Origin of the sequence: Streptococcus sp. HMSC067H01, assembly GCF_001814775.1 — a bacterium.
In the GTDB taxonomy this organism is placed as follows: domain Bacteria; phylum Bacillota; class Bacilli; order Lactobacillales; family Streptococcaceae; genus Streptococcus.
Genome location: NZ_KV817804.1, coordinates 127054 through 151686, shown reverse-complemented (window position 1 = coordinate 151686; position 24633 = coordinate 127054). Strand labels below are relative to the sequence as shown.

The window sequence follows — 24633 nt, the reverse complement described above, 5'->3', positions numbered from 1 at the left end:
TGCAAGCACATCAGCATCTGAGTCAGCAAGCACATCTGTTGTTACAAGTAAGGGAATGCCAGAGAGCTTATCGCTTGATAGCTTAGATATCGATAGTGTGATTACATCGGATTCGATCAGCACATCAGTATCGCAATCACTATCATTATCAGTAAGTACTAGCCAATCAATGGCACATTCGACTTCAACTAGTCAAACTCCTCAAGCTGATAGCAGTAAAACACGTAAGCAACTTCCAAATACTGGAACAACAGCTTCAGCTACAAATGCTCTTCTTGGAGCTGTAGCAGGTCTAACAGGATTAGGATTAGTGGCTAAACGTCGTAAGCGTGATGATGAAGAATAAATCTTCTAACGATTCTATTAGTTGATTAATTCGATCAAAAAACCTGAAAGATATAACTTTCAGGTTTTTTAGTTTTATAATATTTGTGCTTGGTAAATATCTATAAACATTTCGGGAACTTTTTATAATTTTTGCAAAATAAAAAACTAGCCATTGAATTAGTAGCAGTTACTAGATTCTATGACTAGTTCTAAAGTTTAAGGTTTAGACTTGATAATTTTAGTTTGTTTAGATAGGGATAGGAGTGTTTCGTCACTTAATTTAGAATCAGTGATAATAGTATCGATATCTGAAATGTTGTAAAATGTAAAGAAATCAAACTTATCAAATTTGCTATGGTCAGCTAGGAGATACTTTTTATTGGCATTTTCCAGTGCTAATTTCTGAGATTCCCCTTCGTCTTCACTAAAAGTAGCGATAGCTTGATCCTTGATACCATTACAACTAACGAAGGCTTTTGAAAATTGCAAACTGGCAATATCTTGGAGGGTTAGAGTGCCTACAAAGGCTCCAGTAATTGAACGATAATTACCACCGATTAGAATTAGATCAGTTAACTTACGCTCGTTTAGAATGAGAAATACAGGCAAACTATTGGTAACAACACGAATGTTATCGATAGAAAGCTCACGCGCAAAGAACTCTAAGGTAGTACCTGGACCAATAAAAATAGTTTCTCTTTCTTCAACTAAATGACCAGCAAAGCGAGCAATTTCTTGCTTTTCTGCTGTCTGTAACCCCTGTTTTTCAACGTTAGAACGCTCATTGTTTAACAAAGAACCTGTTCGAAGTTTTTCGGCTCCACCATGAACACGAACCAGTAAATCTTTATCTGCTAACTCTTGTAAATAACGTCTAGCAGTCATATCTGAAATATCTAGGCGACTCATAATCTCTTTAACAGTGATCGTTCCTTTTGTATTAACAATTTCTAAGATAGTATCTAATTTTTCTTGCTTAAGCATCGGATCACCTCCATATCTATTACTATAATACCATAAACTAGAAAATCAATCAATGTAAAGAACAAAAATAAACAAAAACAAAAAAACATCTGGTTTTTTAAACAAGTCAGATGTTTTTTTAAAGTCTTGTATTAATCTAGACCATAGTTATAGTCGTCATCTTGCATAGCTTCAACTTCACCAAGTAGGTAACCATTACCAACTTGAGAGAAGAAGTCGTGGTTTGATGTACCAGTTGAAATCCCGTTCATAACAATTGGGTTTACATCGTCCGCTGAGTCCGGGAAGAGAGGGTCTTGTCCCAAGTTCATAAGGGCCTTATTAGCATTGTAGCGAAGGAAGGTTTTGACTTCTTCTGTCCAACCAACACCGTCATAGAGGCTTTCTGTGTAGCCTTCTTCATTCTCGTAGAGAGTGTAGAGCAGGTCGTACATCCATTCTTTGAGTTTTTCTTGTTCTTCTTCTGGTAATTCGTTGAAACCAAGCTGAAACTTGTAGCCAATGTAGGTTCCATGAACTGACTCATCACGAATGATTAACTTGATGATCTCAGCTACGTTAGCCAACTTGTTATTTCCTAGATAGTAGAGTGGAGTGAAGAAACCAGAGTAGAAGAGGAAGGTTTCAAGGAAAACACTAGCTACTTTCTTTTCAAGTGGCGTTCCGTTTAGGTAGATTTCATTGATAATTTCAGCTTTTTTCTGAAGATATGGATTGGTATTAGTCCATTCAAAAATTTCTTCAATTTCAGACTTGGTATTTAAGGTTGAGAAGATAGAAGAATAAGATTTGGCATGAACAGATTCCATAAACTGGATATTGTTAAAAACAGCTTCCTCGTGAGGTGTACGAATATCAGCACGAAGAGCCTGGACACCAGTTTCTGATTGCATGGTGTCAAGAAGGGTCAAACCACCAAAAACTTTACCAACAAGATCTTTTTCCTTGTTAGAAAGCTTTCTCCAGTCATCCAAGTCGTTTGACAAGGGGATGCGCGTATCGAGCCAGAATTGCTCCGTCAGTTTTTCCCAGGTTGATTTGTCGATGACATCTTCGATGGCATTCCAGTTAATGGCTTTGTAGTAAGTTTTCATTTGAAATCTCTTTCTGTATGTAGTAATGCGATAACATAATCATTCTTATTTTATCATAATTCTATGCTATAATCGAACAAAAAGTCGGAAGCCCGACTTTTATGTTCTTACATGATTTTATCAGAAAAATACGTTTAATAGATTGAGTAAATGCGATACTTTTGAGAGACGAATTAAATCACACAGCTCTCACATTGGTTGGCACCAACTTCTCCGCCGTCATCTGTGAAGGTACGGACGTAGTAGATAGACTTGATGCCCTTGTTAAAGGCGTAGTTACGAAGGATAGACAAGTCACGTGTCGTTTGTTTGTTTTCTTTCTTCCATTCGTAAAGTCCTTTTGGAATATCACTACGCATGAAGAGAGTGAGTGAAAGTCCTTGGTCCACGTGCTCTGTTGCAGCTGCGTAAACATCAATAACTTTACGCATATCCATGTCGTAAGCAGAAGTGTAGTAAGGAATGGTTTCTGTTGACAATCCTGCAGCAGGGTAGTAGATCTTACCAATTTTCTTCTCTTGGCGTTCTTCGATACGTTGCGTAATTGGATGGATAGAAGCAGATACATCGTTGATATAACTGATAGAACCATTTGGTGCTACAGCAAGTCGATTTTGGTGGTAAAGACCATCTGTTTTAACTTTATCTCGAAGTTCAGCCCAATCAGCAGCAGTAGGGATAAAGATATCTTTGAAGAGTTCTTTAACACGGTCTGATTTCGGAAGAAATTCTCCAGTCAAATACTTATCAAAGTAGCTTCCGTTAGCATAGTCTGATTTCTCAAAGTTGTGGAAGGTAACACCACGTTCACGTGCGATATTGTTTGACTCAACCAAGGTCCAGTAGTTCATAAGCATAAAGTAGATACTTGTAAATTCAACGGACTCAGGAGATCCATATTCAATCAGTTGTTGTGCAAGATAGCTGTGAAGTCCCATAGCACCAAGTCCAAAGGTGTGAGCTTGGCTATTTCCATGGTCAATCGTAGGTACAGCTACGATGTGTGAACTATCTGTAACGAAAGTAAGGGCACGGACCATGGCGCGGATAGAACGACCAAAGTCAGGTGAAGTCATCATGTTGACCACGTTTGTTGAACCAAGGTTACATGAGACATCAGTCCCCATTTTAAGGAATTCTTGAGCATCATTGATAAGACTTGGTTCTTGCACTTGGAGAATCTCAGAACACAAGTTACTCATGATAATCTTACCATCAACAGGATTTGCACGGTTAGCTGTATCAATGTTGACTACATACGGATAGCCAGATTCTTGTTGCAATTTAGAAATTTCAGTTTCCAAATCACGCGCCTTGATTTTTGTCTTACGGATGTTTGGATTTGCGGCTAGCTCATCGTATTTTTCAGTGATATCAATGTAGTTGAAAGGTACGCCATACTCTTTTTCAACAGAATAAGGACTGAAGAGATACATTTCTTCATTTTTACGTGCTAATTCGTAGAATTTATCTGGTACCACAACACCAAGTGAGAGAGTCTTGACACGAACTTTTTCATCGGCATTTTCTTTCTTTGTTGAAAGGAAGGCGATAATGTCTGGGTGGAAGACGTTGAGGTAAACAACCCCAGCACCTTGACGTTGCCCAAGTTGGTTTGAGTAAGAGAAGCTATCTTCGAAAAGCTTCATAACCGGAACGACACCAGAAGCAGCACCCTCGTATCCTTTAATAGGAGCTCCAGCTTCACGAAGGTTGCTGAGGGAAATTCCGACCCCACCACCGATACGTGAAAGTTGAAGAGCAGAGTTGATAGAACGTCCGATAGAGTTCATATCATCTGTTACCTGGATCAAGAAACAAGATACCAATTCACCACGACGCGCACGACCTGCATTCAAGAAAGAAGGAGTAGCAGGTTGATAACGTTGGTGGATGATTTCATTAGCGATATCAATAGCAATCGCTTCATCACCATCAGCAAAGTAAAGAGCATTAAAGAAGACGCGGTCTTCCATGCTCTCAAGATAGTACTCCCCATCATTAGTCTTCAAAGCATATTGATTATAGAATTTATAGGCAGCCATGAAAGACTTAAATTGGAAGTTTTGATCTTTAATAAATTGAGATAGTTCTTCCAAAAATTCTGGACGGTATTTCTTGATAAATGCTGTTTCAATATAGTTATGTTCAATAAGGAAATTAATTTTATCCGTAATTGAATTAAAAACCATTGTATTAGGTACAACATTTTCTTTAAAGAAGGCTTCAAGAGCTTCCTTGTCTTTGTGAAGCATGATTTGTCCATTCACAGGACGGTTAATTTCGTTATTAAGACGGAAGTAAGTCACATCTTCAAGTTGTTTTAATCCCATAAAAAATCCTTTATCTAATTACAAAAGAAAGGCTTCTAAGATAGACATAGAAGCTTTTGTCTTGATTCTTAAGCAAGTTGTTTGAGTTTACCTGGTTGGAAACCAGAGAAAACTTCTGTTGGTGTCTGAATGATAGGAGCGGCACTAAAGCCAAGCTCTTTCACTTGATCAATGTATTCAGGCTGTTCATCAAGATTGATTTCTTTATATTCAACATTATTACTGTCCAAAAAGCGTTTGGTCATTTTACATTGGACACAGTTGTTTTTAGAATATACGGTTACCATTTCTGTAACTCCTCTTTAAAAAATTATTACTTTCTTAGTATATCAGAAAAAAAAACTTTGTCAACTTTCTAAAACTAAATCTTGTGTAATTGTTTTACTGATTTTACCTACAAACACAATATATAGTGTGGGTTTTGAAAGCAACTAGCGAAAAAGCATTATTTCAATGATTAGGATTTTCACCAAAACTACATACTGTGTTTTGCTAAATAATATAGAAGATTTTCTGCAAGTTATCTGAAAGGAAATTGAAGAAAGTCCATAAAACACTTGAAAAATATCAATGAAGGTGATATAATACTAAATTGTAAGGGTTATCAGATATAACCCAACAAGAAAACTATTAAAGGAGAGTCAAACTATGGCTTCTAAAGATTTCCACGTAGTGGCAGAAACAGGTATCCACGCACGTCCAGCAACATTGTTGGTACAAACTGCTAGCAAATTTGCTTCAGATATCACTCTTGAGTATAAAGGTAAATCAGTTAACCTTAAATCTATCATGGGTGTAATGAGTCTTGGTGTTGGTCAAGGTGCTGACGTTACAATCACTGCTGAAGGTGCAGACGCTGATGACGCTATCGCTGCAATCTCAGAAACAATGGAAAAAGAAGGATTGGCATAAGGAAATGACAGAAATGCTTAAAGGAATCGCAGCATCTGACGGTGTTGCAGTTGCAAAAGCATATCTACTCGTTCAACCGGATTTATCATTCGAGACTGTTACAGTCGAAGATACAAATGCAGAAGAGGCTCGTTTGGATGTTGCTCTTGAAGCTTCTCAAAACGAGCTTTCTCTTATCCGCGAGAAGGCTGTAGGTACGCTTGGTGAAGAAGCGGCACAAGTATTTGACGCTCACTTGATGGTTCTTGCTGACCCTGAATTGATCGGTCAAATCAAAGAAACTATCCGTGCTAAGAAAGTGAATGCAGAAGCAGGTCTGAAAGAAGTTACAGACATGTTTATCACAATCTTTGAAGGCATGGAAGACAACCCATACATGCAAGAACGTGCAGCGGATATCCGCGACGTAACAAAACGTGTATTGGCTAACCTCCTTGGTAAAAAATTGCCAAACCCAGCTTCTATCAATGAAGAAGTGATCGTGATTGCTCACGACTTGACTCCATCTGATACAGCTCAATTGGACAAAAACTTTGTAAAAGCTTTTGTAACAAACATTGGTGGACGTACAAGTCACTCAGCTATCATGGCTCGTACACTTGAAATCGCTGCTGTTTTGGGTACAAACAATATCACTGAAATTGTCAAAGATGGTGACCTACTTGCCGTTAACGGTATTACAGGTGAAGTGATTATCAACCCTAGTGAAGAACAAGCGGCTGAATTTAAAGCAGCTGGTGAAGCTTACGCTCAACAAAAAGCTGAGTGGGCACTCTTGAAAGATGCTCAAACAGTTACTGCTGACGGTAAACACTTCGAATTGGCTGCCAACATTGGTACTCCAAAAGACGTTGAAGGTGTTAACGAAAACGGTGCAGAAGCTGTAGGTCTTTACCGTACAGAGTTCTTGTACATGGATTCTCAAGACTTCCCAACTGAAGACGAACAGTACGAAGCGTACAAGGCTGTTCTTGAAGGAATGAACGGTAAACCAGTTGTCGTTCGTACAATGGATATCGGTGGTGACAAGGAGCTTCCTTACTTCGATATGCCACATGAAATGAACCCATTCCTTGGTTTCCGTGCTCTTCGTATCTCTATCTCTGAAACTGGAGATGCAATGTTCCGCACTCAAATCCGTGCCCTTCTTCGTGCTTCTGTACACGGTCAATTGCGTATCATGTTCCCAATGGTTGCGCTTTTGAAAGAATTCCGTGCAGCTAAAGCAGTATTCGATGAAGAAAAAGCAAACCTTCTTGCTGAAGGTATCGCAGTTGCGGATGACATCCAAGTTGGTATCATGATTGAAATTCCTGCGGCAGCTATGCTTGCAGACCAATTTGCAAAAGAAGTAGACTTCTTCTCAATTGGTACAAACGACTTGATCCAATACACAATGGCAGCAGACCGTATGAACGAGCAAGTTTCATACCTTTATCAACCATATAACCCATCAATCCTTCGTTTGATCAACAACGTTATCAAAGCAGCTCACGCTGAAGGTAAATGGGCTGGTATGTGTGGTGAGATGGCTGGTGACCAAACAGCTGTTCCACTTCTTGTCGGAATGGGCTTGGATGAGTTCTCTATGTCAGCTACATCTGTACTTCGTACACGTAGCTTGATGAAGAAACTTGACACTGCTAAAATGCAAGAATACGCTAACCGCGCTCTTACAGAATGTTCAACAATGGAAGAAGTTCTTGAACTATCTAAAGAATACGTTGACTTCGATTAATCAATTACAAATCCTTGTAGCTTCTAGCTATGAGGACTTTTTCTTCTCTTTTTGTAGAAAACTCCATCTGTAAAATTTATCAAAAATATGGTAAAATAGACAAGGGAAAATACAAGGAGGCTACAATGCAAAATAGACCAATCATTATCGGAGTAACAGGGGGATCTGGAGGAGGAAAGACAAGCGTATCTAAAGCAATCTTATCGCATTTTCCAAACGAGAAAATAGCTATGATTGAGCATGATTCCTACTATAAAGATCAATCTCATCTAACCTTTGAAGAACGAATCAAAACCAACTATGACCATCCTTTTGCTTTTGATACTGATTTGATGATTGCGCAAATCAAAGAGTTGTTGGCAGGACGTCCAGTTGATATTCCTACCTACGACTATGCTGCTCATACCAGAAGTTCTAAAACCTATCGCCAAGAACCTCAAGATGTCTTTATTGTAGAAGGAATCTTGGTTTTGGAGGACAAACGTCTTCGTGATTTGATGGATATCAAGATTTTCGTAGATACAGATGATGATGTCCGTATCATTCGTCGTATTAAGCGTGATATGGAAGAACGTGGTCGTAGTTTAGATAGCGTTATTGACCAGTATCTTGGTGTAGTGAAACCCATGTATCATCAATTTATCGAGCCAACAAAGCGTTATGCAGATATCGTTATTCCAGAAGGTGTGACTAATACAGTAGCTATTGATTTGCTAACAACAAAGATTGAAAAGATTTTAGAAGAAGCACGTCTTGCCCAATAATAAGCAGATAAAAAGGCTGTGGGAAAGTAAAGATTTTATCAAGATTGAACCTTTTTCTCATATCCGTGAATCTTTACAATCATGCTTTTAGATAGAGAAAAATATTGTTTCAAAGGATTTTTTGACTCTTTAAGATTCACTAAATGCTGGAGCAGAGTTTCAGCGCAAATAAAAATCGAGGTCGGGATTTTCCCGACCTCTTATTTTTTGATTTTTTCAAGTCTCGGAACAATAACTAGGGTGAGTATTGCTGAGATAATCAGTTCTGCGATAGAGTTTGTTGAGATAACAGTAGCTAATAGTTTCTGGATATTTCCATCAAAAACATTTCCAAAAAGGAAGAAGATACCGCCTAGTACAAATACAGTATTAGTAAGGGAACCGAGTGCCCCCGCTAAGATAAGCCCCGCTTTGTTTCTGAGGAGTTTATAGACAAAGTATGGTGTTAAACCAATTAAGATACGAGGAATAATAGCAATAGCAAGTGAAGCTAGATTCCCATTTGGTACGAAAGGAGAGAAGAGGTAGCTAGTTGGGAGAATAGTGATCGTATTGACAGTCAAGCTAATCATTCCCATCAAGAAACCTAAGATAGCCCCAATCCGTGGTCCGTAGATGATACTAGCAATGATGACTGGGATATGGACGATGGTTGGCTTAATTGGAAAGGGCAAGACATTAAAGACAATAGAGCTCAGCAAATGAATGACAATCATGCTGGCAAAAAAGATAGCAATAGGAGCAATATTAGAGCGTTTGTTCATGAAGTTTTTCCTTTATCTGTTGTAAAATAGTATCAAGATCAGCAAGAGCACCACGTCCTACATCGCCACAGGCCAGTAGGGACTCTTTTGGAGCAATAATTGTATAACCATAAGTTTCTAAAGTTTTTAAGTTTGTTTGAGTTGCTGGATGGTCATACATTTTGGTATTCATAGCAGGCGCCACTAGTTTTGGAACATAGTGGGGCAAGGCAAGAGCAGTAGAGGTTACCATATTGTCGGCAAAACCATATGCTACTTTTGCAATCGTATTAGCGGTAGCAGGGGCAAGGATAAACAAATCTGTTTCTTTGCCTAACTCGATATGATTGACTTTATCAGGATAAGGTTCCCGCATAACATCCAGATGTACGGTATTTTGAGATAGGACTTGAAGGGTTAAAGGTTGAATAAAGGCAGTCGCAGCCTGGGTCATAAGTACCGTAACAGAATGCCCCTGTTTCTTCAAGTTACTAACCAAATCAGCAGCCTTGTAAGAAGCGATAGAGCCTGTAACAGCGAGTGTAATACGAGCCATAATTTTCCTTTCTAACGATCAAATCCTTGAATTCTCTTGACTAAAAAGTCAGCGATTTCTTTCTTGCTAGTAGCAAGCTGATAATCTTTTTCTTCTACTAGATAAGCCAGGTGCTGATCAGCATTAATCTGAGTGAGGTCATTAGCGACAATCAAGTCAGCTTGATTCTTTTCAAGACTTTCTCTAGCGATTTGAATCAGATGCTCCTTGGTAACATCGACAAGCAGTTTAAAGCCGATGAGATGAATACTTGGGTTCCATTCTTTGACAAGAGAAATAATTTTAGGATTTTTCTTGAGAAATAGGACTTGCACCTCATCCTTAGAGGAGATCTTTGTTTCCATATTTTTCTTATGCAAAAACTCACTTAAATCTTGGCTTGCTTGAACTTGGTCAAGACCAGTCATGTAAACAGGACTATAGTCAGAAACTGCCATGGAATGAATCAAAACTTGATAATCAGGAACAATCCGTTTCATCTCTCGAAGTAAATCGGAAGTGTTTTTGATTTCAATGATGGATAAATTTGAGTGTGGAGCTGGTTTTAACGCTTGTTGCGTAGTAATCAGACAGACCTGATGCCCAGCCTTTAGTAAAGCCTCAGTTATTACTTTACCAAGTCTACCGGTAGAGTGGTTGGTAATGGAGCGAACTCTATCAATGGCTTCGCTTGTACCACCAGATGTAACTAAAATTTTCATAGAACTATTGTACAAAAAAATGAGCAGTAAGTAAAATGAAAGCGATAAAATATTATGTGAAATCCCAACTTTAAACTATAGTTAAAACTTATAAAGGCATATAAAAATTTAAATAGTAGCCGATAAATCCTTTAAGGGTGCTATATTTACGAACATTATCAAGCTTTATGTCTGTTAAAAATCTTGTTTTGTGTTATAATGAATTAACACATTTGAGGTAGAGGAGTTTGTTATGAAAACAGATATTGAAATTGCACAAAGTATCGAATTAAAACCAATAGTTGATGTTGTTGAGAAACTTGGTATTTCATACGATGATTTGGAGTTGTATGGAAAATATAAGGCTAAGCTAAGCTTTGATAAGATTCGTGAGGTTGAAAGTAATCCAGTCGGTAAATTGATTTTAGTTACTGCTATCAATCCAACACCTGCTGGTGAAGGAAAGTCAACTATTACCATCGGGCTTGCGGATGCTTTGAATAAGATTGGCAAGAAAACCATGATTGCTATTCGCGAACCTTCTCTTGGTCCTGTCATGGGGATTAAAGGTGGGGCAGCAGGTGGTGGTTATGCTCAAGTATTACCAATGGAAGACATCAACCTTCACTTTACTGGAGATATGCACGCTATCACAACTGCAAACAATGCTCTCTCTGCCTTGATTGACAACCATTTGCACCAAGGAAATGAGCTAGGAATCGACCAACGTCGTATTCTTTGGAAACGTGTTGTTGACTTAAACGACCGTGCTCTTCGCCATGTAACTGTTGGTCTTGGTGGCCCGCTTAATGGTATTCCACGTGAAGATGGTTTTGATATCACAGTTGCTTCAGAGATCATGGCTATCCTTTGTTTGGCAACTGATATTGAAGATTTGAAACGTCGTTTGGCAAATATCGTCATCGGCTACCGTTATGACCGTACACCAGTTTCGGTTGGTGATTTACAGGTTGAGGGTGCCTTAGCATTGATTTTGAAAGATGCTATCAAACCAAACTTGGTGCAAACAATCTATGGAACACCAGCATTCGTACACGGTGGTCCATTTGCCAATATTGCCCACGGCTGTAACTCTGTATTGGCGACAAAAACAGCTCTTCGTTTAGCTGATTATACTGTAACAGAAGCTGGCTTTGGTGCAGACCTTGGTGCAGAGAAGTTCCTGGATATCAAGACTCCAAACTTGCCAACAGCTCCAAGTGCAGTAGTCATTGTAGCGACTCTTCGTGCCCTTAAAATGAATGGTGGAGTTGCAAAGGATGCTCTGACAGAGGAAAATGTGGAAGCAGTACGTGCTGGATTTGCAAACTTGAAACGCCACGTTGAGAATATCCGTAAGTTCGGCATTCCAGCGGTTGTTGCTATCAATGAATTTGTTTCAGATACAGAAGCGGAAATTGCAGCTTTGAAAGAACTGTGTGCTTCAATCAATGTACCAGTCGAATTAGCTAGCGTATGGGCTGATGGAGCTGAAGGAGGAGTTTCTCTGGCTGAAACTCTCGTAAAAACAATCGACGAAAACCCAGCAAACTACACACGTCTCTATGACAACGACCTTTCTGTTCAAGAAAAAATTGAAAAGATTGTGACTGAAATATACCGTGGTAGCAAGGTTAACTTTGAGAAGAAAGCTCAAACTCAAATCGCTAAAATCGTTCAAAACGGATGGGACAAATTACCAATCTGTATGGCCAAAACTCAATACAGTTTCTCAGATAATCCAAATGCTCTTGGTGCACCTGAAAACTTTGAAATTACTATTCGTGAACTGGTACCAAAACTTGGTGCAGGCTTCATCGTTGCCTTAACTGGTGATGTCATGACTATGCCTGGACTTCCAAAACGACCAGCAGCTCTCAACATGGATGTAGAAAGTGATGGAACTGTTCTTGGATTATTCTAATTGAACAAAAAAAAGACAAGCTCAAAATCGGGTTTGTCTTTTATTTGAATACTAAAAAATCTCCTAGAATGTGACTAGGAGATTTATATTTTATTTCATAGTTGGGAAAAGCAATACATCACGGATAGTAGTAGTATCAGTGAGGAGCATGCAGAGACGGTCGATACCGATTCCCAAACCACCTGTTGGCGGCATACCGTATTCAAGGGCTTCGATGTAGTCGTAGTCGATACCAGTCGCTTCATCGTCACCAAGTTCTTTTGCTTTAGCTTGGGCTTCAAAACGGCTAAGCTGATCGATTGGGTCGTTCAGCTCAGTAAAGGCATTACCGTATTCTTTGGTCATGATGAAGAGCTCGAAACGATCAGTAAAGCGATCATCTTCAGGGTTCTTCTTAGCAAGTGGAGATACTGCTACTGGATGTCCATAGACAAAGGTTGGTTGAATCAAGGTTTCCTCAACAAACTCTTCAAAGAAAGCATTGATGATATGACCAACTTCAGTGTAGTGTTTTTCAACTGGAACTTTCTTCTCAGCTGCGATTGCCTTAGCTTCTTCGAAAGTCATATCTTTCCAGAAATCAACACCTGTAATTTCCTTGATTGCATCAACCATGTGTACACGTTTAAATGGTTCATTGATCTTGATCTCAGTTCCTTGATAGTTGACTGGACCATCACCTTTAACAGCTTTAGCAGCGTGTTGGATAATGCCTTCAGTTAAGTCCATAATGTCTTGGAAGTCTGCATAAGCTTGGTAAACTTCGATAGAAGTGAACTCAGGGTTGTGTGTAGCATCCATTCCTTCGTTACGGAAGATACGGCCAATCTCATAAACACGTTCCATACCACCAACGATAAGGCGTTTTAAGTGAAGCTCAGTCGCGATACGAAGCACCATGTCAATGTTTTGGGCATTGTGGTGAGTGATAAACGGACGAGCAGCAGCACCACCAGCTTCATTGTGAAGAACAGGTGTTTCCACTTCAAGGAATCCTTTTTGGTCAAGGTAACGACGAATTTCAGAGATGATTTTTGAACGAGTAACAAAACGTTCAAAGCTTTCACGGTTTGAAATCAAATCAAGGTAACGTTTACGGTAGATGGTTTCAACGTCAGTTAGTCCGTGGAATTTTTCAGGAAGTGGACGAAGAGCTTTAGACAAGTGAGTAATGTGAGTTGCCTTGATAGAGAGTTCTCCCATATCAGTACGCATAACTTCACCTTCGACACCAAGGAAGTCTCCTAAGTCAGCCTTTTTAAAGATTTCGTAGTTTTCTTCACCGACAGCATCCTTACGAACGTAGATTTGGATTTGACCTTCGCGGTCTTGAAGGTGGGCAAATCCAACCTTACCTTTACCACGTTTGGTAACAAGACGACCTGCAATAGTAGCAGTTTCGTTTAATTCGTGTAGTTTTTCTTTATCGAGATCAGCGTATTTATCTTTTAGTTCTTGAGAGTTGGCAGTACGTTCAAAACGTTTACCGAAAGGATCAATTCCTTGTTCACGGAGCGCAGCCATTTTTTCGCGGCGAACGATCTGCTGGTCATTTAGTTCTTCCATATGTTCTGTTGACATGGTTTCCTCCTGGTTTTTACTCAATACTTGATAGGATGAGTCTATATTGCGATACTCCCATTTTAACATAAATGTCAAATAAATTCACGGATATTCTACAAAATATAAAAAGAACTTAACAGTGATTGTTAAGTTCAGTTCTATGTTTGATAAGAAGTGTCATTCCAGACTATAAGATTGAAGTTTTCAAAGTCGGATGTTTCTAGAACGGTAACACTAGCATTTGCTAGACCACCATCTTTTCTAAGTAGAGGAACATCGTAACCTAGCAGAGTTTGTATACTTGCTGTGAGATTGGCTCCGTGACCGACGATTAAAACATGATCAAAATCTTGATCTTGAAGTGATTTAACAAAATTGATAGTTCGTTGTGTTGTTTGATAAACGGACTCAGCACCAAACATAGTCGAATCAAACTTCGCTAAATTGCTACGGAGAGCATTCATTTGCTCAGGATAGATTGCTTTTAAAGTTGCAAATTTTGCTCCTTCAAGTTTTCCAAGTTGCCATTCTCTTAGAAGGGATGTTTCTTGTAAGGGACAGCATTCTTTCAGTTGACTTTGGATAATCTGAGCAGAAGTTACGGCACGAGGAAGATCACTAGAATAAATCACATCAAATGGAATTTCCTGGAGATACTGGCCCAATTTTTCTAAGGTCTCAATGGATTTCTCAAGGAGTGGTGAGTCACCACTTGCCCCTTGAAAACGTCCTTCAAGATTCCAAAGAGTTTTACCGTGGCGAACAAAGTATAGTTTCATTGATCATTGTCCTTCTAAAATATCTGCAAAGTCTGCTTTAACAAAGCTTGCAAGGTCTTTTGGGTTGATAATAATACTATGCCCAACTTCACCTGCCGAAACGATCATTTCTTCAATCTCAAGTGCACTTTGATCGATAAAGATAGGGTAGTTATGTTTTTGACGAATTCCAACTGGATTATTGGCGCCATGGATATAGCCTGTTGTCTTTTCGAGGTCTTTTTGTGGAATCATGCTGACTTTCTTATTACCAGAAATCTTTGCAAGCTTCTTTTCAGAAAGGTGTTCAGTGATAGGAAGGATACCGATAAGGGGACCAGTCTTATCTCCCAGAAGGGCTAAAGTCTTAAAAATCTGACTCTTTTCATAACCTTGAGGCATCTCACCTTCCAAGGCATTAATTTGAATACCCGTATGGTTTATTCCTGCCTTGGTTAAAATTTGTTGGACCAAGGTTTTTTTGACTTTTACTTTTTTAGCCATTATTTGTATTTATCCTCCAATTGACTCATCCAAATACCTAACCAAATACCTAGAGCGAAGAAAAAGGCAATGATGACATAAGACACAAGAGATAATCCACTGTAGCTGATGCTTTCAGCATTACCAGCATTTGGAATGAGGATTAAGATTGTACTTGAAAGAACAATTCCGATGATAAAGTGGTAAACACGAGATTGATAGACACGGAGAGCGTAGTCCATAAATTTTGAAAAAATGACAAGAGTAGCAAGTGCTCCAATTCCTATTGGAAGGAAGGTTCCGAATAAATCAAAAGTCTTAAATCCAGTTAGCATTGGACTATAAAGACCAAGGATTAAAAGTAGATTAGAAGGGCTAAGTCCTGGCACTAAAATTCCAAGTGCTAATAAGCATCCAGCAAGAGTAAAGTTAAGGAAACTAGCTGACAACGATCCGACGACAAAGTTCAAGGCGTAGAGGGCAAAACCTGAAAGGATAAAAGTTGCCCAAAACCAAATGAGATCAATCTTATCTCTCTCGGAATCACGGGTAGATTCTTTGACAAGACTTGGAATAGTTCCGATGATGGCACCAGCAAAACTCCACAACACATACACTTGATAATTTTCGAGAAGGTACTCAATAGGATATGAGAAAAGGCCGATACCTAGGAGCATTCCAATACCGACAGGTAGGAAAAAGAGTAGATCTTCTTTTAAATTCTTGAAAGGATGGGCAAGGAAACGAATCATTCTCTCATAAATTCCCAAGATTGCAGCAAGAACACCACCAGAAATTCCCGGTAGAATAAAACCTAGGGCGATTACAATTCCCTTAATAATTTTTGATAGCCATGATAACATAAAGATCCTCCAAAATTCAAATTAGTTTAAAGATATTTATAGTATTTCCAAACTATAAAATAAAGAAAAGCAAGCAGAAAGCAATGTCTGACTTGCTCATTGTGATAGTCGTTAGGGTTTTAAGAATAATTTTCTAAATGTGTCTTCCTTATCTTTTAAAGTAGAAATAAGGTTCAAATCTAGATGATGTACAAATCCACCAAGGCTTCCATGAGAAGTGTATTGGTGAAGATCATAGTTAAGATCTGTATTGGGAGCACTCTCGTAGTAACCTGAGTTGGTTCCATAGGACGGTATCCAGATAGCCGAGAAATTCTCCGTACTGATACTATGCTCCTCCATAAAGTAAACACCAACATAGATGCCAATATTTTTTGCACCCAATGAAGCTAATTTAGCACGGAAGGCCTCAACACCCTGGTTCATGTCAGACATGGTTTTTTCCTCAACATCTAACCAATAGTAGCTGGGATTATAAGGAGAAGAAGCGTTATAAAAGACTTCGGCAGCTTTTTCCATTTCTTCTACGTTTTTTCCAGCAACATAAGCATAAACAGCTACTGGAATATTTCGTTTTTGAAACTCAGTGATATGCTCCTTGTAGACCTTATCGACTCCGTTTTTATAGGCAGCGTCATTTTCTTCAGAAACTTGACCTCCATAATGAACGCGAACAATCGCACCAGAGATATTTTGAGATAAGGTGTCATAATTAATCTCTGACGGCCTTTGCCAACCAGAAACATCCACAATAGGCTTATTGATATTATGTAAAGCTTGAGTTTCTACTTGAACTGGATTTTGCTTTGTTTTGACGGGATGGTCTTCAAACTTGGGTCGATTTAGGACCAAAACCCCCACGATAAGAGCTAATACAGTAAAAATAAAAGCGGGATTAATTTTCTTTCTCATACTTCTATAGTTTATCGTAAATGGGGGAAAAAATCAAAAAAAATACTCGAAATTGTACCGTAAAGACTCTGTTTTAGGTCACTTGACTTCTTTTGTGTTTGAAAGAGCAAAAATATGATATAATTAAAAGGAATTTCTATAGAAAAGAGAAAAATATGGCAAATTATGCAGTTATTTTAGCAGCGGGTAAAGGTACCCGTATGAAATCAGATCTACCTAAAGTCATGCACAAGGTTGCAGGAATTTCAATGCTTGAGCATGTTTTTCGTAGTGTAGGGGCAATTAAGCCTGAAAAAACAGTAACGGTTGTTGGACACAAAGCAGAACTAGTGGAGCAAGTCTTGGCTGGTCAAACTGATTTTGTAAGACAGTCTGAACAATTAGGTACAGGTCACGCAGTCATGATGGCTGAGCCAATTCTTGAAGGACTTTCTGGTCAAACTTTGGTCATTGCTGGTGATACACCATTAATCACTGGGGAAAGTCTTAAAAATTTGATTGATTTCCACATAAATCACAAGAATGTAGCTACAATCCTTACGGCAGAAGCTGAAGATCCATTTGGTTATGGACGTATTGTTCGTAATGAGAATGCTGAAGTGCTCCGTATCGTTGAGCAGAAGGATGCGACTGATTTTGAAAAACAAATCAAGGAGATCAATACAGGAACCTATGTCTTTGATAACGCTCGTCTTTTTGAAGCTCTTAAGAATATCAATACCAACAACGCTCAAGGTGAATACTACATTACTGATGTCATCGGCATTTTCCGTGAAGCAGGGGAAAAGGTTGGTGCCTATACTCTGAAAGACTTTGAGGAAAGTCTAGGAGTTAATGACCGTGTTGCCCTTGCGACAGCTGAAGGCATTATGCGTTGCCGTATTAACCAAGCGCATATGGTCAATGGGGTTAGTTTTGTGAATCCTGAAGCTACTTACATTGACATTGATGTTGAGATCGCTCCAGAAGTTCAAATCGAAGCAAATGTAACCCTCAAAGGTTCTAGTAAGGTTGGTACAGGAACTGTTTTGACCAACGGAACTTATATCGTTGATAGTAGTATCGGTTCAGGGACAGTGATTACAAACTCGATGATTGAGGAAAGCTCAGTTGCTGATGGCGTTACAGTTGGTCCTTATGCTCATGTCCGTCCGGGATCAAGCCTTGCAAAAGATGTGCACATTGGAAACTTTGTTGAAGTCAAAGGATCTAGCATCGGTGAAAATACAAAAGCTGGTCATTTAACTTATATTGGTAACTGTGAGGTTGGTAGTGATGTCAACTTCGGTGCAGGAACGATTACTGTAAATTACGATGGTCAACACAAATTTAAAACAACCATTGGAAACAATGTCTTTGTCGGATCTAATTCAACTATCATTGCTCCAGTAGAGCTTGGAGATAACTCTCTTGTTGGTGCTGGTTCTACCATCACTAAGAATGTTCCTGCTGATGCCATTGCTATTGGACGAGGTCGTCAAGTCAATAAGGATGAATATGCAACTCGCCTCCCTCATCATCCTAACAATAAATAGGAGCTAACGATGGAATTCGAAGAAAAGACTATAAGTCGTAAAGAAATCTATAAAGGACCGATCTTCCAATTGGTTCAAGACCAGGTTGAACTCCCTTCTGGCAAAGGTAGAGCGCAACGTGATTTGATTTTTCACAATGGAGCGGTATGTGTCTTAGCAGTTACTCCAGAAAATAAGATTGTCTTAGTTAAACAATATCGTAAGGCAATTGAGAAAGTTTCTTATGAAATTCCTGCAGGTAAGCTTGAAGTAGGTGAAAATGCAGATCCAGAAGCAGCAGCCCTTCGTGAATTAGAGGAAGAGGCAGCCTATACTGGAAAATTAAGCCTTGTCTATGATTTTTACTCAGCGATTGGATTTTGTAACGAGCGCTTAAAACTTTACTTGGCAAGTGATTTGACAAAAGTTGAAAATCCTCGTCCTCAGGATGAAGATGAGACTTTGGAGTTGCTTGAAGTCAATCTTGACCAAGCTAAAGCACTGATCCAGTCAGGAGATATTTGTGATGCAAAGACCATCATGGCTATCCAGTACTGGGAATTACAAAAAAATAGTGGAGGAACCCATGGGTAAACCTTTATTAACAGATGAAATGATTGAACGTGCCAATCGAGGAGAGGACATCTCAGGTCCTCCCTTGCTAGATGATGAGGAAACTAAGATTTTACCGACTTCTTCTCAAAATTTTGGCTATTCACGAACCAGAGATCATGGTTTTAGCCAGGATACACTGACCATCGAAGTTGAACCTTCTATTCACAAAAGTCGTCGGATTGAAAATACTAAGAGAAATGTCTTTAATTCTAAATTGAATAAAATTCTATTTGCAGTTATTTTTCTCTTGATTTTGTTGATTCTAGCAATGAGATTTATTTAAGGGGTCTATCATGAAAATTGGAATTATTGCAGCTATGCCAGAAGAGCTAGTTTACTTGATTCAACACTTGGACGATGCCAGCGAAGAAAAGGTTCTGGGAAATAGCTATCATACTGGTAAGATTGGTTCTGTCGAGCTTGTACTTGTAGAGAGTGGAATCGGAAAAGTCATGTCTGCTATGAGTGTCGCTATCTTAGCGGATCACTTTCAGGTGGATGCAGTGATTAATACTGGATCTGCTGGTGCAGTGGCAAATGGGATTGCAGTAGGCGATGTAGTGATTGCAGACAAGCTTGCCTATCACGATGTTGATGTGACTGCCTTTGGCTATGATTACGGTCAAATGGCGCAACAGCCTCTCTATTTTGAATCAGACAAAAATTTTATCAGTTTGATTCAAGAGAGTTTGTCTAAACTGGAACAAACTTGGCATTTAGGTTTGATTGCGACAGGAGACAGTTTTGTTGCTGGAGAAGATAAAATCAAAGCGATAAAAGAGCACTTCCCTCAAGTTCTTGCTGTAGAGATGGAAGGGGCTGCTATTGCTCAAGCAGCTCATGCTTTGAACCTACCTTTCATAGTCGTTCGTGCCATGAGTGACAATGCCAACCATGAAGCATCCGTTTCCTTTGATGAATTTATCGTAGAAGCAGGACGTCGTTCTGCCCAAGCCCTAATGGCACTTTTGCAGTCAATAAAGGATTAATAGAAGAATTACTGAGAGTGGGACAGAAATCGGTAATTCGTTAGAATTCGATTTCGTCGTCCCACCTCCGCACAGTTGAGTAGGGCTGTAAAAGCTGATGAAATCAGCGTAGAAGAGCCCACTCAACCACTGCGTCTTGCTCGGCAATCCAAAGACAATTGAGAGGCTAGGACTTTTGTCCCAGCCTCTTCTTGTCTTGCCAACTAAAATAATCAGAAGGTTTCTGAGAAAAGTTATTTTCAAAATTTTTTGATATAATAGAAACATTGACTTGAAGAATAAGGAAGAGAAAATGAACGAATTATTAAAGGGGATGAATGACCGTCAAGCTGAGGCTGTTCAAACGACTGAAGGTCCTTTGCTGATCATGGCGGGTGCTGGATCTGGTAAGACACGAGTTTTAACCCACCGTATTGCCTACTTAATTGATGAAAAGATGGTCAAGCCATGGAATATCTTGGCCATTACCTTTACTAATAAGGCAGCACGTGAAATGAAGGAGCGTGCTTATGGGCTCAACCCAGCTACTCAGGATTGTTTGATCTCGACCTTCCACTCTATGTGCGTGCGTATCCTACGTCGCGATGCGGATCACATTGGCTACAATCGCAATTTCACGATTGTGGATCCTGGAGAGCAGCGAACGCTCATGAAACGCATTCTCAAGCAGTTGAACTTGGATCCTAAAAAATGGAATGAACGCACCATTTTGGGAACCATTTCCAATGCTAAGAATGATCTGATTGACGATGTTGCTTATGCTGCCCAGGCAGGAGATATGTACACTCAAATTGCAGCTAAGTGTTATACGGCCTATCAGAAAGAACTTCGTCAGTCAGAGTCGGTGGACTTTGATGACTTGATTATGTTGACTCTACGTCTTTTTGATCAAAATCCCGATGTTTTGACTTATTACCAACAGAAGTTCCAGTACATTCATGTTGATGAGTATCAAGATACCAACCATGCTCAGTATCAACTCGTCAAACTCTTGGCTTCTCGTTTCCAAAATATCTGCGTAGTAGGGGATGCTGACCAGTCTATCTACGGTTGGCGTGGTGCTGATATGCAGAATATCTTGGATTTTGAGAAGGATTATCCTCAAGCCAAGGTTGTTTTGTTGGAGGAAAATTACCGTTCGACCAAGACCATCCTCCAAGCAGCTAATGACGTTATCAAAAACAATAAAAATCGCCGTCCTAAGAATCTCTGGACTCAAAATGCGGATGGGGAACAAATTGTCTACTATCGTGCCAATGATGAACAAGACGAAGCTGTCTTTGTAGCCAAAACCATTGATGAACTTGGTCGAAGCCAAAACTTCCTCCACAAGGACTTTGCAGTTCTTTACCGTACTAATGCCCAGTCTCGTACCATTGAAGAAGCTCTGCTCAAGTCTAATATTCCTTATACTATGGTCGGTGGAACTAAGTTCTATAGCCGTAAGGAAATCCGTGATATTATCGCTTATCTGAATCTCATTGCCAATTTGAGTGATAATATTAGTTTTGAACGCATCATTAATGAACCTAAACGTGGCATTGGACCAGGAACAGTAGAGAAAATCCGTGACTTTGCCAACCTACAAAACATGTCGATGCTTGATGCTTCAGCTAACATCATGTTATCAGGGATTAAAGGTAAGGCAGCCCAGTCTATCTGGGATTTTGCCAATATGATTCTTGATTTGCGGGATCAACTGGATCAATTAAGCATTACTGAGTTAGTGGAAGCAGTCTTGGAAAAAACAGGCTACGTGGATATTCTCAATGCTCAAGCAACCTTAGAAAGTAAGGCTCGTGTTGAGAATATCGAAGAGTTCCTTTCTGTTACCAAGAACTTTGATGATAATCCAGATAATCAGGAAGAAGAAACTGGCTTGGATAAGCTCAGTCGCTTCTTGAACGATTTGGCCTTGATTGCAGATACAGACTCTGGCAGTCAGGAAACATCAGAAGTAACCTTGATGACGCTCCATGCGGCCAAGGGACTCGAGTTTCCAGTTGTATTCTTGATTGGAATGGAAGAAAATGTCTTTCCACTTAGTCGTGCAGCAGAAGACATGGATGAACTAGAAGAGGAACGCCGTCTAGCCTATGTCGGTATCACGCGCGCAGAGAAAATCCTTTATCTAACCAATGCTAACTCACGCCTGTTGTTTGGTCGAACGAACTATAATCGTCCAACACGCTTTATCAATGAGATTAGTTCAGATTTGTTAACTTATCAAGGTTTGGCGCGTCCAGCTAATAGTAGTTTCAAAGCATCCTATAGTAGTGGAGGTGTCGCCTTTGGTCAAGGCATGAGCCTTGCTCAAGCTCTACAAGATCGTAAACGTAACGCAGCACCAAGATCCATTGAATCAAAAGGACTACCTTTTGGACAATTTGCTGCTGGATCAAAATCGGCTTCTAGTGAGACAAGCTGGTCTATCGGCGATATTGCTCTTCATAAGAAATGGGGCGAAGGAACGGTTCTAGAAGTTTCAGGAAGTGGATCTACTCAGGAATTGAAAATCAATTTCCCAGAAGTCGGCCTCAAAAAACTTTTAGCCAGTGTAGCACCGATTGAGAAGAAGTAGTACATAGTTTCAGTTTTTGAAGTTAATGATAATAGATTCATTTGTTCTATGGAAATCAGTGGTATATGACTATGAAAAAGAAGACGAATTTATCACCTTTACAGGTTATTGAAATTGGTAAAAATTTTCATTCTAACAATAAACTTGAGGGTGAATGTGTTTTAGATCCTAAACTTTTAAGATTAGAGCACTCTTATCCATATGAGTTTGAAAAGATGAATTGCAAAGGTTCAACATTATGGTTCATGCTGGTAAAGTATCCGCCAAATAATTTTTTATTCGAAGACTATACATTAGTAATTTCAGATAAGGAGGCGAAGGTAATTTTTTATTTGGATGTAAATGGTCATCCGAGATTTTTTAAATAATAATAGTATGATAAAACTGTTAGCCACTATACCTTTTCTAAAGATAAGAACAAACAAGTTACCTCTGGTCACAATCTTGTGATAATTTACATTCTCTTAACAAAAAAGTTTTTGGCTTATACAATTAAAACAAATAGTGTATAATGGAAAATGTTTTTGAAAGGAGAAGAAAATGTCTGAAAAACAAATGAAAACTTTGGGTTGGATTGCAACCTTTATGTCTGTAATGATGTATGTCTCTTATATTCCTCAAATTATGAATAACCTTGCTGGTCAAAAAGGGAATTTTATCCAACCAGCAGTAGCTGCACTTAACTGCAGTCTTTGGGTTTACTACGGTCTCTTTAAAAAAGAACGTGATATTCCTTTGGCAGCAGCTAATGCACCAGGTATCGTTTTTGGACTTATTACCGCATTGACAGCTTTAATTTAATATAGAAAAAAAGCAATTAGCAGAATGAACTGTTAGTTGCTTTTTAATGTTCTACAAAATATATTTCTCAATAGCGCGTGCAACACCGTCTTCTTCATTGCTGGCAGTTACAGCATCTGCGAGAGATTTGACGTGGTCGCTGGCATTTCCCATAGCGATCCCAAGCCCTGCAAACTCTAGCATCTCAATGTCGTTATTGGCATCACCCATAGCCATGATTTCAGAAGGTTGGAGATCTAAAATCTCAGCCAAACGAGAAAGAGCAGAAGCCTTGGTTGTACCGAGTGGCATTGCCTCATAGATAACAGGTTGGGAACGAACACCGCTAAATCTCTGACAAAGTTCATCAGCAAATCGTTGTTCAAAGTCATCTGTTTGTTCTTTTGTCCCTAAAAACATTCCCTGGAACATACGATATTTACCACTAGTAGATTCTTCCAGTGAGATTTCAGTCAGGTCAGCAAAAACAAGTGTGGCATCATATTGAACGATAGGATTTGGTTTGCCTCCGAGAACGAAGTAGTGTTCCTCATCAAAGAGAGTCAACTGAACCTCACTCTTTTCAGCTAGGTCATTCAGGTATTCGATGTCAGATTTGCTAAGTTCTCGCCAGTCGACAAGGCTCCAGTCGCTGGTTTGGTGGGTAGAACAACCATTATTGACAATAACGTATTCATTTTGCAAATCAAGACCGAGTTTCTTGTAGTAGGGAAGAACTCCAAAGAGGGGACGACCAGTACAGAGAACCAGTTTGACACCTTTTTCGATAGCTTTATGAATAGCATCAATATGAGCTTGAGGAATTTCCTTGGCTTCGTTGAGAAGAGTACCATCCATATCTAGAGCAAGTAGTTTAATCATAGTATTTCCTTTTCACGTCTTTTATCTATATTATAGCATATTTTGGAGGAAATAAGGATTACTATGTCAATTTAGGACGTTTCGATTACAATTTATGATTTGAAGAAGCTTTTTGGTAAATATATGCTATACTAAACTTGCAATGCAGTTGAGATTATAGAGATAATGAAGAAAAAGCAGAGGACTTGGCATGAAAAAAAGAGTAGTACAGATTTTACTAGCCTTATTGGTAATCATTTATAGGAAGACATGGTTTTGGTGGATTTTTAATCACTTTACAGCTAGATTTGTAGCTGCTAGTCGAGAATTTTTTCAAATTTTTGCTTTTTTAGAGTTTATCGTTATTCTTCTAGCTATGCTATATTTACTAGTATTCGAAGGTAGAAAAATGCTTGAGTTGAAGTGGAAATGGAGATATCCAGTTTATTTGATTCTTGCTTATGGAGTCAATTATCTTTCAGACTATTATCCTATTTTGCTCCATATCATGATCAACATTACTGCATTTTGGGAATTATGGATGCTCGTTTTTTCATGAAGTTAGTGCTTAACGATCAATGAGAGTGGGACAGAAATCGGTAATTCATTAGAATTCGAATTCGTAGTCCCACCTCCGCACAGTTGAGTAGGGCTGTAAA

The 24633-nt window shown here is 39.1% G+C and carries 26 protein-coding genes; 13 read left to right on the top strand and 13 right to left on the bottom strand.

The window, feature by feature from the left end:
* A partial coding sequence (locus tag HMPREF2987_RS10515) for an LPXTG cell wall anchor domain-containing protein (protein WP_142995386.1) occupies positions 1 to 346 on the top strand: 346 nt, incomplete at its 5' end.
* A gap of 197 nt (positions 347 to 543) precedes the next feature.
* Here the strand turns inward: HMPREF2987_RS10515 and HMPREF2987_RS08670 are convergent.
* The 4 genes from HMPREF2987_RS08670 to nrdH all read right to left on the bottom strand — a co-directional run bounded on the left by HMPREF2987_RS08670 (position 544) and on the right by nrdH (position 5025).
* On the bottom strand, positions 544 to 1311 hold the full coding sequence (locus HMPREF2987_RS08670; RefSeq protein WP_075230192.1) for a DeoR/GlpR family DNA-binding transcription regulator: 768 nt from the start codon (positions 1309 to 1311) through the stop codon (positions 544 to 546).
* A 131-nt stretch (positions 1312 to 1442) separates the two neighbouring features.
* Positions 1443 to 2405: a class 1b ribonucleoside-diphosphate reductase subunit beta gene (nrdF, locus tag HMPREF2987_RS08665; protein ID WP_075230191.1), complete on the bottom strand. Its 963-nt coding sequence runs from the start codon at positions 2403 to 2405 to the stop codon at positions 1443 to 1445.
* Positions 2406 to 2578: 173 nt separating this feature from the next.
* Entirely contained in the window at positions 2579 to 4738 is a 2160-nt protein-coding gene (gene nrdE / locus HMPREF2987_RS08660) for a class 1b ribonucleoside-diphosphate reductase subunit alpha (protein WP_075230190.1), read from the bottom strand.
* A gap of 68 nt (positions 4739 to 4806) precedes the next feature.
* On the bottom strand, positions 4807 to 5025 hold the full coding sequence (nrdH, locus tag HMPREF2987_RS08655) for a glutaredoxin-like protein NrdH (protein WP_000259242.1): 219 nt from the start codon (positions 5023 to 5025) through the stop codon (positions 4807 to 4809).
* Positions 5026 to 5386: 361 nt separating this feature from the next.
* Here nrdH and HMPREF2987_RS08650 point away from each other — a divergent pair, with 361 nt between their 5' ends.
* The 3 genes from HMPREF2987_RS08650 to udk all read left to right on the top strand — a co-directional run bounded on the left by HMPREF2987_RS08650 (position 5387) and on the right by udk (position 8152).
* Positions 5387 to 5650 carry a phosphocarrier protein HPr gene (locus HMPREF2987_RS08650; RefSeq protein WP_000146952.1) on the top strand — a complete coding sequence of 88 codons (264 nt, stop codon included), beginning with the start codon at positions 5387 to 5389 and terminating at the stop codon, positions 5648 to 5650.
* A 4-nt stretch (positions 5651 to 5654) separates the two neighbouring features.
* Positions 5655 to 7388: a phosphoenolpyruvate--protein phosphotransferase gene (gene ptsP / locus HMPREF2987_RS08645; RefSeq protein WP_075230189.1), complete on the top strand. Its 1734-nt coding sequence runs from the start codon at positions 5655 to 5657 to the stop codon at positions 7386 to 7388.
* A 125-nt stretch (positions 7389 to 7513) separates the two neighbouring features.
* The gene (udk, locus tag HMPREF2987_RS08640; RefSeq protein WP_004253618.1) at positions 7514 to 8152 is read left to right on the top strand and encodes a uridine kinase; all 639 of its coding nucleotides are present in this window, start codon (positions 7514 to 7516) and stop codon (positions 8150 to 8152) included.
* A 200-nt stretch (positions 8153 to 8352) separates the two neighbouring features.
* Here the strand turns inward: udk and HMPREF2987_RS08635 are convergent, their stop codons facing one another.
* Genes HMPREF2987_RS08635 through HMPREF2987_RS08625 form a run of 3 tightly spaced genes read right to left on the bottom strand, consistent with a single transcriptional unit; the run spans position 8353 to position 10152 of the window.
* Positions 8353 to 8916, bottom strand: coding sequence for an ECF transporter S component (locus tag HMPREF2987_RS08635; protein WP_075230188.1), 564 nt, complete (start codon positions 8914 to 8916; stop codon positions 8353 to 8355).
* Complete coding sequence (coaC, locus tag HMPREF2987_RS08630; protein WP_075230187.1) at positions 8900 to 9451, bottom strand: phosphopantothenoylcysteine decarboxylase; 552 nt, start codon at positions 9449 to 9451, stop codon at positions 8900 to 8902. Before coaC ends, HMPREF2987_RS08635 begins: the two co-directional genes overlap by 17 nt.
* An 11-nt stretch (positions 9452 to 9462) precedes the next feature.
* Positions 9463 to 10152 (bottom strand): phosphopantothenate--cysteine ligase, encoded by a 690-nt coding sequence (locus HMPREF2987_RS08625; RefSeq protein ID WP_075230186.1) that lies wholly within the window; start codon positions 10150 to 10152, stop codon positions 9463 to 9465.
* Positions 10153 to 10384: 232 nt separating this feature from the next.
* Between HMPREF2987_RS08625 and HMPREF2987_RS08620 the strand changes: the two genes are divergently transcribed.
* Positions 10385 to 12055: a formate--tetrahydrofolate ligase gene (locus HMPREF2987_RS08620; RefSeq protein WP_075230185.1), complete on the top strand. Its 1671-nt coding sequence runs from the start codon at positions 10385 to 10387 to the stop codon at positions 12053 to 12055.
* A 90-nt stretch (positions 12056 to 12145) separates the two neighbouring features.
* Here the strand turns inward: HMPREF2987_RS08620 and lysS are convergent, their stop codons facing one another.
* The 5 genes from lysS to HMPREF2987_RS08595 form a co-directional block, all read right to left on the bottom strand.
* Positions 12146 to 13636 (bottom strand): lysine--tRNA ligase, encoded by a 1491-nt coding sequence (gene lysS / locus HMPREF2987_RS08615; RefSeq protein ID WP_075230184.1) that lies wholly within the window; start codon positions 13634 to 13636, stop codon positions 12146 to 12148.
* Positions 13637 to 13776: 140 nt separating this feature from the next.
* Complete coding sequence (locus HMPREF2987_RS08610) at positions 13777 to 14397, bottom strand: histidine phosphatase family protein (protein WP_075230183.1); 621 nt, start codon at positions 14395 to 14397, stop codon at positions 13777 to 13779.
* Positions 14398 to 14400: 3 nt separating this feature from the next.
* Positions 14401 to 14880 (bottom strand): aminoacyl-tRNA deacylase, encoded by a 480-nt coding sequence (locus HMPREF2987_RS08605; protein WP_075230182.1) that lies wholly within the window; start codon positions 14878 to 14880, stop codon positions 14401 to 14403.
* Positions 14880 to 15722, bottom strand: a complete 843-nt coding sequence (locus tag HMPREF2987_RS08600; RefSeq protein WP_075230181.1) for a DUF368 domain-containing protein — start codon at positions 15720 to 15722, stop codon at positions 14880 to 14882. The genes HMPREF2987_RS08605 and HMPREF2987_RS08600 overlap by 1 nt, the downstream gene beginning before the upstream one ends.
* Positions 15723 to 15833: 111 nt before the next feature.
* Positions 15834 to 16634: a glycoside hydrolase family 25 protein gene (locus tag HMPREF2987_RS08595; RefSeq protein WP_075230180.1), complete on the bottom strand. Its 801-nt coding sequence runs from the start codon at positions 16632 to 16634 to the stop codon at positions 15834 to 15836.
* A 155-nt stretch (positions 16635 to 16789) separates the two neighbouring features.
* On the opposite strand from HMPREF2987_RS08595, the gene glmU reads away from it, so the two are divergent.
* The 7 genes from glmU (at position 16790) to HMPREF2987_RS08560 (ending at position 23134) form a co-directional block, all read left to right on the top strand.
* Positions 16790 to 18169 (top strand): bifunctional UDP-N-acetylglucosamine diphosphorylase/glucosamine-1-phosphate N-acetyltransferase GlmU, encoded by a 1380-nt coding sequence (gene glmU / locus HMPREF2987_RS08590; RefSeq protein WP_075230179.1) that lies wholly within the window; start codon positions 16790 to 16792, stop codon positions 18167 to 18169.
* A 9-nt stretch (positions 18170 to 18178) separates the two neighbouring features.
* Positions 18179 to 18742: an NUDIX hydrolase gene (locus HMPREF2987_RS08585; protein WP_075230178.1), complete on the top strand. Its 564-nt coding sequence runs from the start codon at positions 18179 to 18181 to the stop codon at positions 18740 to 18742.
* On the top strand, positions 18735 to 19046 hold the full coding sequence (gene macP, locus HMPREF2987_RS08580) for a cell wall synthase accessory phosphoprotein MacP (RefSeq protein WP_060955683.1): 312 nt from the start codon (positions 18735 to 18737) through the stop codon (positions 19044 to 19046). Before HMPREF2987_RS08585 ends, macP begins: the two co-directional genes overlap by 8 nt.
* A 10-nt stretch (positions 19047 to 19056) precedes the next feature.
* The gene (locus HMPREF2987_RS08575; RefSeq protein ID WP_075230177.1) at positions 19057 to 19752 is read left to right on the top strand and encodes a 5'-methylthioadenosine/adenosylhomocysteine nucleosidase; all 696 of its coding nucleotides are present in this window, start codon (positions 19057 to 19059) and stop codon (positions 19750 to 19752) included.
* A 292-nt stretch (positions 19753 to 20044) separates the two neighbouring features.
* A complete protein-coding gene (gene pcrA / locus HMPREF2987_RS08570; RefSeq protein ID WP_075230176.1) occupies positions 20045 to 22333 on the top strand; it encodes a DNA helicase PcrA in 2289 nt (762 codons plus the stop codon).
* A 65-nt stretch (positions 22334 to 22398) separates the two neighbouring features.
* Positions 22399 to 22701, top strand: a complete 303-nt coding sequence (locus tag HMPREF2987_RS08565) for a hypothetical protein (protein WP_075230175.1) — start codon at positions 22399 to 22401, stop codon at positions 22699 to 22701.
* A gap of 172 nt (positions 22702 to 22873) precedes the next feature.
* The gene (locus tag HMPREF2987_RS08560) at positions 22874 to 23134 is read left to right on the top strand and encodes a SemiSWEET family transporter (RefSeq protein ID WP_049509788.1); all 261 of its coding nucleotides are present in this window, start codon (positions 22874 to 22876) and stop codon (positions 23132 to 23134) included.
* A 51-nt stretch (positions 23135 to 23185) separates the two neighbouring features.
* On the opposite strand, the gene HMPREF2987_RS08555 is transcribed toward HMPREF2987_RS08560, so the two are convergent.
* Positions 23186 to 23995: a Cof-type HAD-IIB family hydrolase gene (locus tag HMPREF2987_RS08555; RefSeq protein WP_075230174.1), complete on the bottom strand. Its 810-nt coding sequence runs from the start codon at positions 23993 to 23995 to the stop codon at positions 23186 to 23188.
* A 190-nt stretch (positions 23996 to 24185) separates the two neighbouring features.
* On the opposite strand from HMPREF2987_RS08555, the gene HMPREF2987_RS08550 reads away from it, so the two are divergent.
* A complete protein-coding gene (locus HMPREF2987_RS08550) occupies positions 24186 to 24533 on the top strand; it encodes a hypothetical protein (protein ID WP_075230173.1) in 348 nt (115 codons plus the stop codon).
* Positions 24534 to 24633 lie beyond the last annotated feature (100 nt).

What these genes read in the sequence shown, in the direction of transcription:
- HMPREF2987_RS08670 (WP_075230192.1), bottom strand. Translation starts at nt 1,311, where the DNA reads ATGCTTAAGCAAGAAAAATTAGATACTATCTTAGAAATTGTTAATACA.
- nrdF (WP_075230191.1), bottom strand. Translation starts at nt 2,405, where the DNA reads ATGAAAACTTACTACAAAGCCATTAACTGGAATGCCATCGAAGATGTC.
- nrdE (WP_075230190.1), bottom strand. Translation starts at nt 4,738, where the DNA reads ATGGGATTAAAACAACTTGAAGATGTGACTTACTTCCGTCTTAATAAC.
- nrdH (WP_000259242.1), bottom strand. Translation starts at nt 5,025, where the DNA reads ATGGTAACCGTATATTCTAAAAACAACTGTGTCCAATGTAAAATGACC.
- HMPREF2987_RS08650 (WP_000146952.1), top strand. Translation starts at nt 5,387, where the DNA reads ATGGCTTCTAAAGATTTCCACGTAGTGGCAGAAACAGGTATCCACGCA.
- ptsP (WP_075230189.1), top strand. Translation starts at nt 5,655, where the DNA reads ATGACAGAAATGCTTAAAGGAATCGCAGCATCTGACGGTGTTGCAGTT.
- udk (WP_004253618.1), top strand. Translation starts at nt 7,514, where the DNA reads ATGCAAAATAGACCAATCATTATCGGAGTAACAGGGGGATCTGGAGGA.
- HMPREF2987_RS08635 (WP_075230188.1), bottom strand. Translation starts at nt 8,916, where the DNA reads ATGAACAAACGCTCTAATATTGCTCCTATTGCTATCTTTTTTGCCAGC.
- coaC (WP_075230187.1), bottom strand. Translation starts at nt 9,451, where the DNA reads ATGGCTCGTATTACACTCGCTGTTACAGGCTCTATCGCTTCTTACAAG.
- HMPREF2987_RS08625 (WP_075230186.1), bottom strand. Translation starts at nt 10,152, where the DNA reads ATGAAAATTTTAGTTACATCTGGTGGTACAAGCGAAGCCATTGATAGA.
- HMPREF2987_RS08620 (WP_075230185.1), top strand. Translation starts at nt 10,385, where the DNA reads ATGAAAACAGATATTGAAATTGCACAAAGTATCGAATTAAAACCAATA.
- lysS (WP_075230184.1), bottom strand. Translation starts at nt 13,636, where the DNA reads ATGTCAACAGAACATATGGAAGAACTAAATGACCAGCAGATCGTTCGC.
- HMPREF2987_RS08610 (WP_075230183.1), bottom strand. Translation starts at nt 14,397, where the DNA reads ATGAAACTATACTTTGTTCGCCACGGTAAAACTCTTTGGAATCTTGAA.
- HMPREF2987_RS08605 (WP_075230182.1), bottom strand. Translation starts at nt 14,880, where the DNA reads ATGGCTAAAAAAGTAAAAGTCAAAAAAACCTTGGTCCAACAAATTTTA.
- HMPREF2987_RS08600 (WP_075230181.1), bottom strand. Translation starts at nt 15,722, where the DNA reads ATGTTATCATGGCTATCAAAAATTATTAAGGGAATTGTAATCGCCCTA.
- HMPREF2987_RS08595 (WP_075230180.1), bottom strand. Translation starts at nt 16,634, where the DNA reads ATGAGAAAGAAAATTAATCCCGCTTTTATTTTTACTGTATTAGCTCTT.
- glmU (WP_075230179.1), top strand. Translation starts at nt 16,790, where the DNA reads ATGGCAAATTATGCAGTTATTTTAGCAGCGGGTAAAGGTACCCGTATG.
- HMPREF2987_RS08585 (WP_075230178.1), top strand. Translation starts at nt 18,179, where the DNA reads ATGGAATTCGAAGAAAAGACTATAAGTCGTAAAGAAATCTATAAAGGA.
- macP (WP_060955683.1), top strand. Translation starts at nt 18,735, where the DNA reads ATGGGTAAACCTTTATTAACAGATGAAATGATTGAACGTGCCAATCGA.
- HMPREF2987_RS08575 (WP_075230177.1), top strand. Translation starts at nt 19,057, where the DNA reads ATGAAAATTGGAATTATTGCAGCTATGCCAGAAGAGCTAGTTTACTTG.
- pcrA (WP_075230176.1), top strand. Translation starts at nt 20,045, where the DNA reads ATGAACGAATTATTAAAGGGGATGAATGACCGTCAAGCTGAGGCTGTT.
- HMPREF2987_RS08565 (WP_075230175.1), top strand. Translation starts at nt 22,399, where the DNA reads ATGACTATGAAAAAGAAGACGAATTTATCACCTTTACAGGTTATTGAA.
- HMPREF2987_RS08560 (WP_049509788.1), top strand. Translation starts at nt 22,874, where the DNA reads ATGTCTGAAAAACAAATGAAAACTTTGGGTTGGATTGCAACCTTTATG.
- HMPREF2987_RS08555 (WP_075230174.1), bottom strand. Translation starts at nt 23,995, where the DNA reads ATGATTAAACTACTTGCTCTAGATATGGATGGTACTCTTCTCAACGAA.
- HMPREF2987_RS08550 (WP_075230173.1), top strand. Translation starts at nt 24,186, where the DNA reads ATGAAAAAAAGAGTAGTACAGATTTTACTAGCCTTATTGGTAATCATT.